This is a genomic window from Clostridioides sp. ES-S-0054-01, assembly GCA_021561035.1.
Classification (GTDB): Bacteria; Bacillota; Clostridia; order Peptostreptococcales; family Peptostreptococcaceae; genus Clostridioides.
The window spans coordinates 1,786,878-1,802,208 of sequence record CP067346.1; the positions used below are offsets into that span (position 1 = coordinate 1,786,878).

Here is a 15,331-nt window from a genome sequence, read left to right on the forward strand (position 1 = left end):
AATCCTCCTTTGTGATTCAAAGTTTTAATTGTATAACTCAAATTCTTGTGTATTAGAATTTTATTATCGAATGTATATTAATAAATGTATATTAAAAAAAATCAGTAGATATAATTAGATAATCACAAATTAAAATATTTTAAAAAGATGTAATTTTTTTAGCATGAAAAACCTTAGTATATTGATATAATAGAAATAAGACTTAGAAACATATTGAGAATGTTATTTATAAGTATAGTAGGAGGATAAAATGTTTAAAAATTTACCTAAGATAGACTTACATTGCCATTTAGATGGAAGTGTTAGAGTAGAAACTATGTTTGATATAGCTATTAAGGAGAAAATAGATTTACCTTCAAATAATATTGATGAAATAAAAAAATTAGCAAAAGTTTCTTTTAATTGTACTTCACTTGATGAATATCTAGAAAAATTTGATTTGCCTTTAAAAGTAATGCAATCTAAGGAAAATTTAAAAAGAATTGCTTTTGAACTTTTGGAAGATGCAAATAAAGAAAATGTAAAATATATTGAAATTAGATTTGCACCATTGCTTCACACCAAAAAAGGGATGAGTATTAAAAGTATAATTGAGAGTATAATTGAAGGAATTAGAGAAGCCGAAAGTATTTATGATATAAAAGGAAATTTAATATTAGGCTGTATGAGAACAATGACTTCAAAAGATGCATTGTTAGTAATTGAAGAAGGAAAATCGTTTGTAAATAAAGGCGTTGTCGCAGTAGACTTATGTGGACCAGAAAAAGAAGGGTTTTGCAAGGAATATGAGGATGTTTTTAAATTGGCAAGAGAATATGGATATAAAATTACAGTACATGCAGGAGAAGCCGCAAGTGGCGAAAATGTTTTAGATGCTATAAATATTTTAAAGGCTGATAGAATTGGTCATGGCGTAAAAATTAATGAGCATAAAAGGGCTTATAATTCAGTTAAAGATAAAAAAATATTACTTGAGTTATGCCCGACTAGTAATGTACAAACTAAGACAGTAGATTCTTATGAGACACATCCATTTTATAATTTTTATAAAGATAATTTACATGTAAGTATAAATACTGATAATAGAACTGTATCAGATATAAGCTTAAATTCAGAGTTAAATGTTATATTTGATGCCTTTAAATTAGAATTAGAAGATTATAAAATAATTTATAGAAATACAGTGGAAGCTAGTTTTGCAGATAAGGAAACTAAAAAGTATTTAAATAGTTTAATTTAATAGATTAAACTATTTAAACTTTAAATCTACTTATTAAATTAACAAAGATATATTATAGTAGGAGAAAAAATGTGAAAACTTATGAAGACATTGCTTATATTAAATTAGCTAAAAAAGAAATTAAAGAATGAAAGAAAAATTAATGAATAACTGGGATGGATATGTAAAGAGTCTACCAGAAGACATCAATTATTTTGATTGGAGAACATTTCAACAAGAATATAGAGATTATTTAGATTTAGCTAAGTTTTTGAAACTAATGTCTGGAATAGGAACATTTGTAGGATTTTATGTGAATGGAAAGTTAATTGACAAATTACATGAAACTGATGTGTCTGATTATAGATTGAAGATTAGAGAGCTTAAGTTATAAAAATTATAAGAGGCAAAATTAGTTATACAATATATCTATATATATTTAAATTTGCATTGATAAAAACAATTATGGATAAAAGGTAAAGCATGATAGAATCTAATGTAGAGGTTTGTATTTTAATGGAAAAATTTAGTTTTTAGTGTTTTAAGATACGAATTTAATTATGAAGAAGAGTAATTGGGAGGAATATTTTCATGTCAAATTTGCCAAAACAATTTGATAGCTTCAATGAGGCTAGACAAAAAGGATTTATAAATGCAAAAGAACTTAAGGAAAGTGGGAAAAAGATGGTTGGAGTTTTCTGTACATTTACTCCAGTTGAAATTCCAATGGCAGCTGGAGCAACTGTAGTAGGAGTATGTGGTGTTAGTGAAGAGCCAATACCTGATGCAGAAAGGGTACTTCCAAGAAATCTTTGCCCTTTGATAAAATCAAGCTATGGGCATGCGATAACAGATACCTGTCCATATTTCTATTTTTCTGATTTATTAATAGGAGAAACTACCTGTGATGGCAAGAAAAAAATGTATGAAGAGCTTGCAAAAGTTAAGCCAACATATGTAATGCATTTGCCAAATACTTCAAAAGGTGAATTTGCCTATAAACTTTGGAAGGATGAAATGGTAAGATTAAAGGATGAGGTTGAGAAATCTTTAGGTGTGACTATAACTGAAGAGGATATAAGAGTTGCTATAAAAGATAAAAATGAAGAAAGAGAACTTTTAAAAGAGTTCTATGCACTTGGTAAATTACAACCATCTGCACTTACAGGTCTTGAGTTACATAATGTTTTATATCAAGCAGGTTTTAAATTTGACCGTGCAGAGCTTAAACATTCTTTAAGAAAAGTTATAGATGATATGAAAGAAAGATACAAAAAAGGCGAATGTCCAGTTAAAAAAGATAAACCAAGGATACTAATAACAGGTTCCCCTATTGGTGGAATAAGCGAAAAAATAGTTAAAACTTTAGAAGATGCGGGGGCATCAGTTGTGGCATATGAACTTTGTGGGGCTATTAGGTCGAATGATTTATTGGTTGATGAAGAAACAGAAGATGTATATGATGCTCTTACACAAAAGTATATAAATATAGGTTGTTCTTGTATGATGAATAATGATAATCGTATTGAATTATTAGATAGAATAATAGATGAATATAATGTAGATGCAGTAATAGATGTAGTTTTACAAGCCTGTCATACATTTAATATAGAAAGCTATAGAATAAGAGAGTTTGTCACAAAAGAAAAAAATAAACCATTTATGTCTCTTGAGACCGATTACTCAAAATCAGATACTGAACAATTGAGAACTAGATTTGAAGCATTTGTGGAGATGTTGTAGAGATAGATAAAAGTAGGAGGAACTATGTTTAGTATAGGAGTGGATTCAGGGTCAGTTGCAACAAAAGGTGTGCTATTTGATGGTGAAAAAATTGTTAAGAAAGTAATTATACCAACTGGATGGAGCTCTAAAAGTACATCTAAACAGGTCTATGAGTTGCTAAGTAGTGAAATTGATAAAAAAGATATAAAAAAAGTAGTAGGTACAGGTTATGGAAGAGGAGTAATGGATTTTGCTGATAAGAAAGTAACAGAAATAACTTGTCATACTAGAGGTGTTTACTTTTTAAATAAGAACATAAGGACTATTTTAGATGTAGGTGGTCAAGATAGTAAAGTTATAAATTTAGATAGAGATGGAAATGTATTTAATTTTATAATGAATGATAAATGTGCTGCAGGAACTGGTCGATTTTTAGAGATTACTTCTAACCTTTTAGGAAGTGATATAGAAAGTATTGATACATTAGCTAAAGGACATGAAGCAGTTAATATATCTAGTATGTGTACGGTTTTTGCTGAGTCTGAAATTGTAAGTCTTCTAGCTCAAAATATTTCTACTGGAGAGGTAGCAGCAGGGATACTTAAATCTATTGCAAATAAATCTACTTCGATGCTAGCAAGAGGTGAGGTAATAGATGAAGTTGCATTTACTGGAGGGCTTGCAAAAAGTAAAGAACTAGTAAAAATGATAGAAGAAATATTGGATAAAAAAATTTTTATTGCAGAAGATACCCAAATAATAGGAGCTTTAGGAGCTGCTGTAATAGGGTTTAGATAAAAATATATAAAAAATAAAATAAGAAACTGAATTTATCTTAAATAAATTCAGTTTTTTATTTTATTTTGTTTATTTTTAAAGGAAAACTTTGGTATAATTGATTTAAATGATTGTATATTTGTAAATACTTGATATTTAGCCATATATAACATTAAAATTTTAAAAATTAGCTCGTAGCAAGGGGGAGAAAATGTGAAAAAATTTACTTCAAAAAAAGTAGTAAGGTTTGTTGCACTATTTTTAATATCTATTTTAGTAATGTTAACAATTCCTGTATCAGCTGACAATAGCAATACATTGAATCAGATAAAAAGGGCAGAATACAGTGAAACTTATAAACAATATTTAAAAGATGCTAAAAATGGACGTACAGAAAAGTATAATGGGATTATACCAAATCCATATAAATTGGAAGGTACTCAAATTCAAAGTAAAGGAAGAACAGCTCCAACATCTTATGACCCTAGAAAATTAGGTCTTATGACATCAGTAAAAAATCAAGAAAATTTAGGAATATGCTGGGATTTTGCTGCAATGGCAACTTTAGAAAGTTTCTTGAAGTTAAATAATTATGGAGACTACGATTTATCAGAAGAACATTTAAGATGGTGGGCTTCAGATGGTGGATATGGATGGTCTGTAAATGACATGGATGGTGCTTTAAATTATGAAGCTATGGGATATTTAACATCTTGGTCAGGTCCTAAATTAGAAAAAGACATTCCATATAATGGTGAAGTATCTAAAGCACAAGGAGCTACAAAACCAACTAATATGGATACAGCACCAACTGTTTTTAATGTGACAGATGCTGTGTGTGTAAGTAATGATATGAATTCTACAAAAAATGCTATATTACAGTATGGAGCAGTAACATCTAGTTATTACGAAGATATTAAATATCAAAGTGAAGACCAAAATTCATATTATTGTCCAACAAAAAGTTTTAATACAAATCATGCTATTTCAATTGTAGGTTGGGATGATAACTATTCTAAAGACAATTTTAATACAAAGATTAAACCATCAAAAAATGGTGCTTGGCTAATAAAAAATAGCTGGGGAGATTATAATTCTGAAGATGGATATTTCTGGATATCTTATGAAGATAAGACACTTATGTCTGATATAGATAACTTTTCAATCAAAGGTGGTCAAAAACCAAATGATGATAAAAAGATGTATCAACATGACTATGCAAGTATTGTTCCTTTAGTCTCAAATAAGATAACAGCCGCAAATGTGTTTGATTTCAATAGAGGTGATGAGACTCTAAAATCTGTAATGTTTTTAACTGAAAGTATAGGTGCTAAATACGAAGTATATTATGCTCCAGTAGTAAATAGTATACCTCAAAAAAATAATATGAAAAAGTTAAAAGAAGGTACTACCCAATATTCAGGTTACATAACAGTTCCAATTGATTCTTTTGAGATACCAGAAGGAAAGGGAGCAGTTGTAGTCAGTATAGAAGCAAAAAATGGAGAGTCAACTATAGGTTCTGAATCAAATGTACCAGGATATGATATATTTAAGGCTAAAGCTAATTTAGGTGAGAGTTATATTATAGATAGTACTGGAGAATTCTTTGATATAAACAGAGACAGCAACTTCTACCCATGTAACTTTACTATAAAAGCTGTTACAGAAAAGTCTTCTGGTGAGAGTATTCCAAATGAGTCTTTAATTGGTAGTGATAGATATGAAACTGCTATTAAGGTTAGTCAAAATGGTTTTAGTTCTTCAGAAAATGTAGTTTTAGTAAATGGTAATTCAATAGTAGATGCATTGGCATCAACTCCTTTTACATCTGCTATAAATTCACCAATATTATTGACACAAAAAGAAGCTTTAAATTCAAAAACTAAAGCTGAAATACAGAGATTAGGTGCTAAAAAAGTATACTTAATAGGTGGAGAAAATTCCATAAGTAAAGAAACTGAACAGCAACTAAAAAATTTAAACATATCAATAGAGAGAATATCAGGAAGTGATAGATATAATACAAGTTTATTATTAGCTCAAAAACTAAGTCACATAAAGAATGTATCTCAAATAGCAGTTGTAAATGGAGTGAAGGGATTAGCTGATGCAATTAGTGTAGGTGCAGCAGCAGCAGAAAATAATATACCAATTATACTTGCAAATGAAAAAAGTGAATTGCAAGGAGCTGATGAATTTTTAAATTCATTAAACATAGAGAAATCTTATATCATTGGAGGAACAGCATCCCTATCAAACAATCTAGAAAGTAAGTTGAAAAATCCAATTAGATTATCTGGTAGCAGTAGGGATGAAACTAACTCAAAGATAATAGATAATTTTTATAAAAAAGATACCTTAAAAAATGCATTTGTGGTTAAAAATGGAATTAAAAATCAAAATGATTTAATAGATGGATTGTCAGTTGGTCCTTTAGGAGCAAAAACTGGGTCACCAGTAATTTTAGTTGGTGATAAATTAGCCGATAGCCAAAAAGAAGTTCTTAAAAATAAGTCTTTAGAAAAAGTAACTCAAGTTGGTGGAGGAGCAAATCAAAATGCATTTAAAGAATTAGTAAAACTAAAAAGTGCTAAATAAGATGCTTAAATATTAGTGTATACTAGTATGTATTAGTAACTTAACTAATCTCAATAAAAGCTGAAAATAATTACTTTAAATTATTGTTAAATAAGATAATCAATGATTGTAAAGTTTTGTTTTCAGCTTTAAATTTGTGTATATAAGTTTAAAAACATAAAAAAGGGTTACTTTATATAGAAAATCTTACATTTTATATATAAATAACCCATATTTAATTAACTTTTTATAGTGTTCTAATAGATATTATTGAGTTTAATGGTAAATATAATGTGTAAGTTTCATTTAAAGTTGGATTAGATTCGTCTATATATCTTGAGCAAAGTGTAATTGATAAGCTGTCTGCTTCTATAATTTCACCATATAGAGGGCAACTGCTAAAATAAGAATGTACTTCAACGTATTTGTTTAAGTTTTCTTGAACATAATCGTAAAAACGGTTTTTTGTAGTAGTAGCCATAAAATCAACTCCTTTATTTTTTATTAAAAACGAAATATTTAAAAAGATGAATATGATTACCTCTATTAGAAACTAAGTTAAAAAATAAGCAAATAGATATGAAAATTAGAATAATATATTATTTATATTTTAATTATAACACTAGATAATAAAAAATGCTATAGAAAATTCAGAATTTTCGAAAGTTTTTTAAGTTTATTTTTAAATATACTAATAAAACTATTGACATTAAACAAAAAAAGTAATATATTGACTATATAAAATGTTTTAGTCAAACTGGGGGGAGAAAAGATGCCTAAATCATATTCTGATAAAGAAAGAGAGTATATAATAAAAAGACTTAAAGAAGAAGCAAGATTGTGTATGGATAAATATGGTATTAGAAAGACTACTGTTGATGAGCTTGTAAAACGAGTAAAAATACCAAAAGGAACTTTTTATTTATTTTTTCAATCAAAAGAATTGCTCTTTTTTGAGGTGTTGAGAGATATGCATGATTCTATACAGAAAGAACTTTTATATGAAATAGAGAGACTAGATGAAAGCATTACATGTGAACAATTGACAGATATACTTATGAAATTTTATAGGATGATTGATAGTACTTCAATTTTAAACCTCATAGTAAATGGAGAATTTGAGATATTAGTTCGAAAGTTACCAGATTATATGATTGAAGAGCATTTTAAACATGATGATTTTGAAATTGAAGAGATTATATCTCGGATACCAAATGCAAAAAATAAAGATATAGAAAGCTTTAGTGGAGCGTTTAGAGCAGTTTTTCTTACTACGTTATATAAGCGTGAAGTTGGAAGGAATTGTTTTGAAAGTGCTTTAAGATTAATGATAAATGGATTGGTTATACAACTTATGGAATAGAGTTCAAATTTTGTTTGCTAATAACTTTTAATAAAAATTATTAACAAACAAAAAAATTAACTTTTATTGACTATATGATTAAAATAGTCAATAAAATAAAAAGATGATATGAAATGGTTAAAATTGATAATTTATCATTTAGTTATACAGACAAAGGTTTTTTACAAAATATTAATTTTAAAGTAGGAAAAGGAGAAATAATAGGATTTTTAGGTATATAAGGTAATTATGTGTTAGTACAAAAAATAAAATGAATTATTATAAAAAATTTATAGTAAGGTTTTTATTTTCATCAATAACTATAGTATCTATATTGCTAGTCCATAAGGTTCTTTTTTCTTGGTCACTTAAATCAAAGTATATTTCTTCGAAGTTAATTTATAAAAAACTTCTGATATTTTTAAAATTTATTGTAGATTTTTTTCTTCACTATTATTTTCTAATTTAATTAACTGTGTATTAAGTTTTTGATACTTAAGCTTGTAATTTTCTTTATCTATTAAGTCGTCAAAATATAAATCTTGAAGTTTATTTATTTGTTTTTTTATCTTATTTTTAAGTTGATTATTTTTATTGTTATTAGATTCATATCCAAAAGCAATTTCTTCTAATTATCTCCTTACATTTTTCAATAAAAAATCTTCAAGTTTTTTTCTGATAATCTCCTTGTATTGTTACATTTTTTAGTAGTTTGAAATACATGACATCTATAATATTTATAGATTTTCTATCAGAGCTTAAACAATATGTACCGCTCATTTTAAAAACCACATTTACATATCACGTTTACGTTTTTCTAACGTTTCCATTATTTTATAGTAATTTTTGACACCACGACTTAATCTGTCAATTTTAGTTATCATAACTAAATCTATTTTGTTGTTTTTCACATCTTCAATCATGCGTTGTAAATTAGGTCTTTTTGAGTTTGTTGCAGAATAACCTTCATCTATGTATTTATCTAGTATAATAAAATTATTATATTTTGCGTATTGTTCTAAAACTTCTGTCTGTGTTCTAATACTATTTCCATGCAATACTTGTTCTTCTTATTACTAACACGTATATAAAGAGCCACACGTTTTATTTTATCCATTGAACCCCCCTTACAACGTATGCCTTGTGCCTAATCTAAATTCATTAAGCACAATTAAATAGAATTAATTAATATTAAGTTTATTTTTCAAAGCTTCTTGCAATAACTGAGAAAAATTTATATTATTTTTTTCAGCTTCTTTATTTAGCCACGAAGGTATAGTTAAAGTTTTTTTAATTGACTTACTATCATATTCTTTTATTGTTTCTTTTAAATTAACTTTTACCAATATAGCAGTTTGATTTTCTTTAGTACTAATATTATTTAGTTGTGTAGGCTCTGGAATCTCTAAACCATCTGAATATAAGTCAAACAATTCTAACTTTAAAGCATCTTCTGCCATAAGAAAAGCTTCTTCTAAATTCTCACCACAAGTTATTATATTTGAAAAATCATAAAAATTAACTTCATAGTCACCTTTATCATGTTTTGCTATAACTGCTGGAAATATATATTCATTTTTATACATATTTTCACCGCCTTTATAAAATTAGTTACAAATATTAATTTTCTTCATAATAATCATGAGATTTTGCAAAACTTATAACATCCAATACTTTTTGTTCTATATTGTAATATCTAGCTACGTTAAGTACCTCATTATAATGTTCTTTTTCATTCTCATTATAGAAAATGTAATAGTCTAGAGCTTCCTGAATAAAACTATACTCGCTATCATATCTTATCATATCACAAATTGTTCTTGCAGGATTTGTTATCCAAACACCTTTTCTAACTTCTTCTACATAAGATAAGTCTAAATTTTTAACAGGGTACACCGTAAAATAATCTGTATCAATTTCTTTATCTATAAAAGCAGATTGAGCTATTATATGAGTATCTGGAAAATTAGTTATTCCTAATAAGCTTCCTGCATATTCTCCGCATAGTAAAACATTATCAAAAGAGTTTCTTATTACTCCTGTAAAATCCACCTATCATCCCTCCAAACATAATTTTTATTTGATTTTGATGTTATAAATGTGTGTATTGGAATTATAAAGTTGCTTACTCTTTTATAAACAATTGTAAAATCAGGTTTAGATTCAATACCTCTTAACCCATTATACCCATATTCTAAAGTATTAAAGTTCTCTAATTGGAACATGGGCATTTTTTCTGATATATTTTTATATTTATCTATGTACAATCTTACTAAATCATTGCTATTATATCCTTTTAAATAACTTAATGAGTATACATCAAACAAATCTTTCAACCTTATATTAATTTGTTTACTTTCACAAGCATGTATTTTATCAACTAATATTAGTTCTGGTGTATATCCATTAATTGTAACTAACCCACCCAATGAATATTTCTCTGAGTCTAAAGTAGACCACTTAAAGTTTATATCTATACTAAATCTAGTAATTAATTCCGCAGCTCTATAAACACCTATAGTTACACTTTCATTTTTAGTAGTTTCATTTATTGTTATTTCTTTTATAACTTTATACATTACTTTAAATCTACTATACTTAGAGCAAGCTATTATATCTTTTTTGAAATTAAGCCATTTATTATAATCAGTTCCATGTATATTTATATCTTTTGTTAATCTTCTATTACCATAATTATATTTTTTAAATGCACATAATAATGTTATTCCGCCTTTAAAAATCATATCATTAAAACTATTGCTATGACTCATACAATAGATAAAGTCCTCTATATAATCTAGTGTGCTGTTATTATCATGAAAATTGTTACTATTACTCCACTTATTATTAATCAACAGTATCATTCCCTCCTCTCTTTAACTATATTTATATTATAATAAAAATATTAATACGTTTAAATACGTTTTAACAAGTAACTTTTTGAGAAAATCTTTTTCTTATTTCTTTTATTATAAACTCTAAAGTTTTATTTTCAATGGGTTTAAGAGTTTTGTTTGTTCTTAGATTTTCTATTTCTACGATATTTTTTCTTATGTCAATAAATGTAATTTTCATATTATAATCTTCTCCAAAAATTTTGATTAAATTTTTTTGGCTATCCCAATTATAATCATTATTACTTAGAAATAGGAATACATTTTCAAATGAAGGAAAATATTTTCTGTTTTTTAATGCCCAATCCAAAGGGTAGTCTTTGCAATTTGCTTCAAAATCAAAATCAATAGAATTAAGTAAAGTGTCATTATTGGATTCTTTGATAAAGGTATCGGAGTTTTGTAACTTTTTGAATATTTTTAAACATGTTTTTGCATCCTCTAAGGAATTATGATGATTAAATTCTATATTATATTTTTTTGCAAGAGTAGATAGTTTATAGTTTTCTAAATCAGGTAATAAATCCTTTGCTAACTTTAAAGTATCATAAGACATTTTATTAAATTTTTCAGCGAATTTAGGCATTTCCATATTATATCTTTCACATTCCTGTCTTATACAAGCTAATTCCATGCTTCTTAGATTGTGTGCTATTACTAATGTAGATGGAGTTATATATTCTTCAACAATACTCCAAGCTTCATCCCATTTAGGAGAGTTAGAAACATCTTCTGGAGTAATACCGTGTATTTTAATATTGGTCTTTGAAAAGTCTGAATTAGGGTTAACTAAGATTTCTTTTTCTATCAAAATCTCATTATCTTCTTCAACTACAAAGCCGATACTACAAACAGAGCATCTTTTTGAATTTGCAGTTTCAAAATCTATAGATAAGATTCTAGTATGGTTTTTGCTATCTATTTCAGCGATAGAAAGGTTTTCTTCCAAAAAGATATAGTTTTCTGTTTTATGTTCTAAACTATATTCGCTCATACTGTATTCTAAATTGAAAAAATTATTATTATTGTAAAATTTAATTCTGTCATAAATATTTACAAAATGTTTTGTCATTACTTCATTTTTAGTTAAATTTGTATCCATGGCTTTATTAAAACCTTTTGTTATTGCAGTATGTAATACGTTTTTTGGAATATTCATTTTAGCATTAGAAAGCGTTAGAATTACTCCTTTTCTTGCTCCAGTAGATAAATGTACAATTAACATATTATTTTACCTCGACTTTATTATATATTTTGTTTACAAATAGTAACATATATATTTTACTTTTTTCATACTATACATGTCAAATGTAAACAAAGTATTATAGAAAAAGACGAATGATATATAAAAACTAATTGAAATTTTTCTTATACTTCAAGTAATTTTTTATAAACTTATGGAACTGTTTTTTTTTATTGAGTTTTCTAAGTTATCCATATAATATGGAAATTTAATTTTTTCTAGATAGTAATTTTGTATTAAAGCAATATTTTTATTAACTCCACATATATACATAATTTCATAAGGGTTTGCAATATCACAATATAATAGTATTATATCTGGGCATAACAAATACTCTGTAAAAATTCCTGCTCCTAATTCAAGCAATTTATTTCTAGAGTTTAATTTTACAATACTTGTTTTTTTAGTATGACCTAGTGCTATATGAGCTATTTCATGTGTAAGTGCCCAACGTACCGAATGAAAAAGCGAAACCTTGGCAGTCGTATTTTTCTATTATGAAATTAATATCTTTTTTTATTATTTTCGAAAATTCTATATATGTATAAACCTTGAAGTCACTACAATTATTGATGATTTCAAGAGGACAAATATAGTACTAATATATTATTACCATCAAGTGCGGGAAAATTTACATTACAAAAGATTATAATTGTCATGATAACTAATTAGAAAGAAAGTGTACTTGTAAATGGTAAAATATCTGCATTAGACACACCACATAATTTTATTATGTCAAAAGGAGCTATTGAAGTCAGATATACTTATTTTGATAATGGAGAAAAAACTTCTGAGTGTTTTTTGAATAATACTAGTAATGATAAAAATTTGAATATGCTTATTAAGAAAAATAAACTTTTATCATTACACAGTAGTGAACCAACATTAAATGATATTTTTATTGAGATAACAGGGAGACATTTACAATGAGAATGAAAAATCTTATCTTAGGAGATATAAAGTTTCAATTTAAATATGGTTTTTATTTTTTATATCTTGTTTTAAGTATTACATATATTTGTATCATCAATCTGTTTTCAACTTTTATGAGAGAAAAAATAGCTTTTATTACACATTTCATGTTCTTTTTTGCCTCTACAATGGTCATATTAGGAGAAATTGATGACAGTATTTCAAGATATTTAATAGTAAGCCCACTTGGCAAAACTGGTTGTTTTTTTCACGACTTGGAATACCAGCTATTTTAGCATTTATTATTACAATAATTCTACTGATATTTTTTTCTCTAACTAAAATTCCTTTCTTGTTAAACTTATCAATTTCTTTATTAGTTTTCTTACAAGGAATTATTATATCAATATTAGTAATTTCTTTATCATCAAATAAACTAGAAGGAATGATGATTACGAAATTATCAGGTGTTTTTATGATGGGTATTTTAGCACCATTTTTAATTTTAAATAAAGCGCAATATATTCTGTTTTTTTACCAACTTTTTGGCTATCAAAGGCAATTAAGGAAAATAATTATATATATGTTTATTTCAATTGTTATATCATTAATATGGATTTTACTATTATTTAAAAAGTTTAGTGAAAAAATAGTTAAATGAGATAATTTATTGAATAAATGTAAGGTTAACTTGACAGTAATGTTGAAAAATGTTACATTTAAAATGTAAGGTTAACATTACATGAATGGAGTATATATGAAAAATAAAATAAAGATATTAAGAGAAAAATTAGGATTGACACAAGAACAACTAGGAAGGTTAGTTGAGACATCTAGACAGGCTATAAATGCTATAGAAACTGGTAAAAATGAACCTTCAATATGGTTGGCATATGATATTTCAAGAGTTTTTAATGAACCAATTGAAAGCGTATTCTTATTTGAAGAAAGTGAAAGAAAATCAAGAGCACAGATAAGTAGGGGGGAATATTATGGCTCTAAGAGAGATTAGAAGATTTGATGATGAAATTTTAAGAAAAAAGAGTAAGCATGTAGAAAACGTAGATAATAAGATAAGAGAGATATTAAATGACATGGCAGATACTATGTATAATACTCCAAATGGAGGAGGATTAGCTGCATGCCAAGTAGGAGTATTAAAGCGACTAGTTGTTATAGATTTAGGAGACAGTCTTATTAAGCTTGTTAATCCGGAAATTATTAAAGAAGAAGGAGAACAAATTGTTGTTGAAGGATGTTTAAGTTTTCCTGAAACATGGGGAAAATTAAAAAGACCAAAAAAAGTTACAGTACAAGCTTTAAATGAGTATGGTGAGAAAATAGAGATTAAAGGATCAGGTCTTATGGCAAAATGTCTTTGTCATGAGATAGACCATTTAAATGGTATAGTTTTTACAGATAAAATTATTGAATATGTAAAATTGTAAGATAGATTGGATATTGAATTTAAAATATTTTATAGTTAGGAGTTAAATTATGAGATTATGGCATAAGGATTTAATTGATGTATTACCTAAAAATCAATTAGTAAGTCAGTGGAGAGAACTACTTGCTATAAAAGGTTCTATAGATAAAAAAGGTACTCCAAACCATCTATTAGTAAATAAAGTGTTGAATTATAGTATAGATGAATTTAAATTTTATACAAAAACTATACATGATGAAATGTTAAAAAGAAATTATAAGCCTAATGAACTTAAATATACAAGTATATTAAAATGGAAAAATAGCAGTTTTTCAAATGACATATCTAATGGGAATAGTTTAAATTTAGAAAATTTATATAATGGTTGGCATAATAGAACGTATTTAAAACAGTGCTTATATAATTTAGAAGAAAAAGCAACATGTGGAGGAATACCCATGAATGAATGGAATATATTACTTTGTAAATATGGTAAGGAGTATGAATTGTGGTCTGGAAATATTTTGCTTTAATTACTGTAGATTAACATCGTGATATTATTATATATAAAGAGGTGATTATTTGTATAAGAAAGTAAAATATATTCCAATAGATTGTGAAATAGCTTGTAATAAATTAAAAAGGAGTATGCCATATAAATGGGATTTAAATATTTATCGTGGATGTGAGCATGGATGTAAATACTGCTATGCTATTTATTCTCATAAGTACATCAATTCCAATAATTATTTTGAAGAGATTTATGTAAAAACAAATATAGTGGAAAAACTTGAGAGACAACTTAATAATGTACATTATGTTTTGCCTGGGACTTTATACTTAAGAGGTATAACTAGAGGTGTTTTTTTTGACTTTGTTAAAAAAGAGTTCCCTGAATTATTTGACAGGCTATCAATACTATATAGTGCAGGTTCACCTAATAGGGAGTATAAAAATCAATTATATAAAATGGTTAATGAGCTTAGACATAAATATTCTCTATCAAGTAGTTACTCTAAGGTAATGAAGGAAAAGTTAAAAAATTCAGGAGATTTACAAATGTCTTTTTTTGATTAGTTTTAGATAAAAAAATTTTCACTATAAGGTGAAGCATATTCTGATGATAGTATGACTATGGGATTAGTTTTACAAAAATAACAAATACTTTTAAAGGAATAAATAAAAACTTGAAACCTATAATAATAAAATAACA

At 26.5% G+C, this 15,331-nt stretch carries 15 protein-coding genes and 6 pseudogenes; 14 read left to right on the forward strand and 7 right to left on the reverse strand.

Features of this window, described 5'->3' with window-relative positions:
• The first annotated feature begins 250 nt into the window (after nucleotides 1-250).
• The 5 genes and pseudogenes from JJC02_08620 to JJC02_08640 all read left to right on the forward strand — a co-directional run bounded on the left by JJC02_08620 (nucleotide 251) and on the right by JJC02_08640 (nucleotide 6,322).
• The gene (locus JJC02_08620) at nucleotides 251-1,240 is read left to right on the forward strand and encodes an adenosine deaminase (GenBank protein UDN56200.1); all 990 of its coding nucleotides are present in this window, start codon (nucleotides 251-253) and stop codon (nucleotides 1,238-1,240) included.
• A 136-nt stretch (nucleotides 1,241-1,376) separates the two neighbouring features.
• Nucleotides 1,377-1,613, forward strand: a pseudogene (locus JJC02_08625) (EcsC family protein).
• A gap of 197 nt (nucleotides 1,614-1,810) precedes the next feature.
• Nucleotides 1,811-2,962: a 2-hydroxyacyl-CoA dehydratase gene (locus tag JJC02_08630; protein UDN56201.1), complete on the forward strand. Its 1,152-nt coding sequence runs from the start codon at nucleotides 1,811-1,813 to the stop codon at nucleotides 2,960-2,962.
• 24 nt (nucleotides 2,963-2,986) lie between these two features.
• Nucleotides 2,987-3,742, forward strand: coding sequence for a 2-hydroxyglutaryl-CoA dehydratase (locus JJC02_08635; GenBank protein ID UDN56202.1), 756 nt, complete (start codon nucleotides 2,987-2,989; stop codon nucleotides 3,740-3,742).
• 192 nt (nucleotides 3,743-3,934) lie between these two features.
• Nucleotides 3,935-6,322, forward strand: coding sequence for a cell wall-binding cysteine protease Cwp13 (locus JJC02_08640; protein ID UDN56203.1), 2,388 nt, complete (start codon nucleotides 3,935-3,937; stop codon nucleotides 6,320-6,322).
• A 226-nt stretch (nucleotides 6,323-6,548) separates the two neighbouring features.
• Here the strand turns inward: JJC02_08640 and JJC02_08645 are convergent, their stop codons facing one another.
• Nucleotides 6,549-6,782 (reverse strand): ATPase, encoded by a 234-nt coding sequence (locus JJC02_08645; GenBank protein UDN56204.1) that lies wholly within the window; start codon nucleotides 6,780-6,782, stop codon nucleotides 6,549-6,551.
• Nucleotides 6,783-7,073: 291 nt separating this feature from the next.
• Between JJC02_08645 and JJC02_08650 the strand changes: the two genes are divergently transcribed.
• Both JJC02_08650 and JJC02_08655 read left to right on the forward strand, forming a co-directional pair.
• Nucleotides 7,074-7,664 carry a TetR/AcrR family transcriptional regulator gene (locus tag JJC02_08650; protein UDN56205.1) on the forward strand — a complete coding sequence of 197 codons (591 nt, stop codon included), beginning with the start codon at nucleotides 7,074-7,076 and terminating at the stop codon, nucleotides 7,662-7,664.
• Nucleotides 7,665-7,777: 113 nt separating this feature from the next.
• Nucleotides 7,778-7,879, forward strand: a pseudogene (locus JJC02_08655) (ABC transporter ATP-binding protein).
• A gap of 43 nt (nucleotides 7,880-7,922) precedes the next feature.
• Here JJC02_08655 and JJC02_08660 read toward each other — a convergent pair.
• The 6 genes and pseudogenes from JJC02_08660 to JJC02_08685 all read right to left on the reverse strand — a co-directional run bounded on the left by JJC02_08660 (nucleotide 7,923) and on the right by JJC02_08685 (nucleotide 12,146).
• Nucleotides 7,923-8,751, reverse strand: a pseudogene (locus JJC02_08660) (recombinase family protein).
• Between the two features lie 73 nt (nucleotides 8,752-8,824).
• Nucleotides 8,825-9,229, reverse strand: coding sequence for a type II toxin-antitoxin system HicB family antitoxin (locus tag JJC02_08665; GenBank protein ID UDN56206.1), 405 nt, complete (start codon nucleotides 9,227-9,229; stop codon nucleotides 8,825-8,827).
• A 34-nt stretch (nucleotides 9,230-9,263) separates the two neighbouring features.
• Entirely contained in the window at nucleotides 9,264-9,695 is a 432-nt protein-coding gene (locus tag JJC02_08670; protein UDN56207.1) for a hypothetical protein, read from the reverse strand.
• Complete coding sequence (locus JJC02_08675; protein ID UDN56208.1) at nucleotides 9,677-10,498, reverse strand: nucleotidyl transferase AbiEii/AbiGii toxin family protein; 822 nt, start codon at nucleotides 10,496-10,498, stop codon at nucleotides 9,677-9,679. Before JJC02_08675 ends, JJC02_08670 begins: the two co-directional genes overlap by 19 nt.
• Nucleotides 10,499-10,568: 70 nt before the next feature.
• Nucleotides 10,569-11,762: a 3'-5' exoribonuclease gene (locus JJC02_08680; protein ID UDN56209.1), complete on the reverse strand. Its 1,194-nt coding sequence runs from the start codon at nucleotides 11,760-11,762 to the stop codon at nucleotides 10,569-10,571.
• Between the two features lie 162 nt (nucleotides 11,763-11,924).
• Entirely contained in the window at nucleotides 11,925-12,146 is a 222-nt protein-coding gene (locus tag JJC02_08685; protein ID UDN56210.1) for a hypothetical protein, read from the reverse strand.
• Between the two features lie 318 nt (nucleotides 12,147-12,464).
• Here JJC02_08685 and JJC02_08690 point away from each other — a divergent pair.
• The 7 genes and pseudogenes from JJC02_08690 to JJC02_08720 all read left to right on the forward strand — a co-directional run bounded on the left by JJC02_08690 (nucleotide 12,465) and on the right by JJC02_08720 (nucleotide 15,195).
• Nucleotides 12,465-12,710 (forward strand): annotated as a pseudogene (locus tag JJC02_08690) (ABC transporter ATP-binding protein).
• Nucleotides 12,707-12,850 (forward strand): annotated as a pseudogene (locus JJC02_08695) (ABC transporter permease). Before JJC02_08690 ends, JJC02_08695 begins: the two co-directional pseudogenes overlap by 4 nt.
• Nucleotides 12,839-13,353, forward strand: a pseudogene (locus tag JJC02_08700) (ABC transporter permease). Before JJC02_08695 ends, JJC02_08700 begins: the two co-directional pseudogenes overlap by 12 nt.
• Nucleotides 13,354-13,449: 96 nt before the next feature.
• On the forward strand, nucleotides 13,450-13,704 hold the full coding sequence (locus JJC02_08705) for a helix-turn-helix transcriptional regulator (protein ID UDN56211.1): 255 nt from the start codon (nucleotides 13,450-13,452) through the stop codon (nucleotides 13,702-13,704).
• Nucleotides 13,685-14,140 (forward strand): peptide deformylase, encoded by a 456-nt coding sequence (def, locus tag JJC02_08710; protein UDN56212.1) that lies wholly within the window; start codon nucleotides 13,685-13,687, stop codon nucleotides 14,138-14,140. Before JJC02_08705 ends, def begins: the two co-directional genes overlap by 20 nt.
• A gap of 49 nt (nucleotides 14,141-14,189) precedes the next feature.
• A complete protein-coding gene (locus JJC02_08715; protein ID UDN56213.1) occupies nucleotides 14,190-14,651 on the forward strand; it encodes a pyrimidine dimer DNA glycosylase/endonuclease V in 462 nt (153 codons plus the stop codon).
• Nucleotides 14,652-14,700: 49 nt separating this feature from the next.
• Nucleotides 14,701-15,195: a hypothetical protein gene (locus tag JJC02_08720; protein ID UDN56214.1), complete on the forward strand. Its 495-nt coding sequence runs from the start codon at nucleotides 14,701-14,703 to the stop codon at nucleotides 15,193-15,195.
• Nucleotides 15,196-15,331 lie beyond the last annotated feature (136 nt).

Coding starts and splice junctions, on each gene's coding strand:
- JJC02_08620 (UDN56200.1), top strand. CDS start 251: ATGTTTAAAAATTTACCTAAGATAGACTTACATTGCCATTTAGATGGA.
- JJC02_08630 (UDN56201.1), top strand. CDS start 1,811: ATGTCAAATTTGCCAAAACAATTTGATAGCTTCAATGAGGCTAGACAA.
- JJC02_08635 (UDN56202.1), top strand. CDS start 2,987: ATGTTTAGTATAGGAGTGGATTCAGGGTCAGTTGCAACAAAAGGTGTG.
- JJC02_08645 (UDN56204.1), bottom strand. CDS start 6,782: ATGGCTACTACTACAAAAAACCGTTTTTACGATTATGTTCAAGAAAAC.
- JJC02_08650 (UDN56205.1), top strand. CDS start 7,074: ATGCCTAAATCATATTCTGATAAAGAAAGAGAGTATATAATAAAAAGA.
- JJC02_08665 (UDN56206.1), bottom strand. CDS start 9,229: ATGTATAAAAATGAATATATATTTCCAGCAGTTATAGCAAAACATGAT.
- JJC02_08680 (UDN56209.1), bottom strand. CDS start 11,762: ATGTTAATTGTACATTTATCTACTGGAGCAAGAAAAGGAGTAATTCTA.
- JJC02_08705 (UDN56211.1), top strand. CDS start 13,450: ATGAAAAATAAAATAAAGATATTAAGAGAAAAATTAGGATTGACACAA.
- def (UDN56212.1), top strand. CDS start 13,685: ATGGCTCTAAGAGAGATTAGAAGATTTGATGATGAAATTTTAAGAAAA.
- JJC02_08715 (UDN56213.1), top strand. CDS start 14,190: ATGAGATTATGGCATAAGGATTTAATTGATGTATTACCTAAAAATCAA.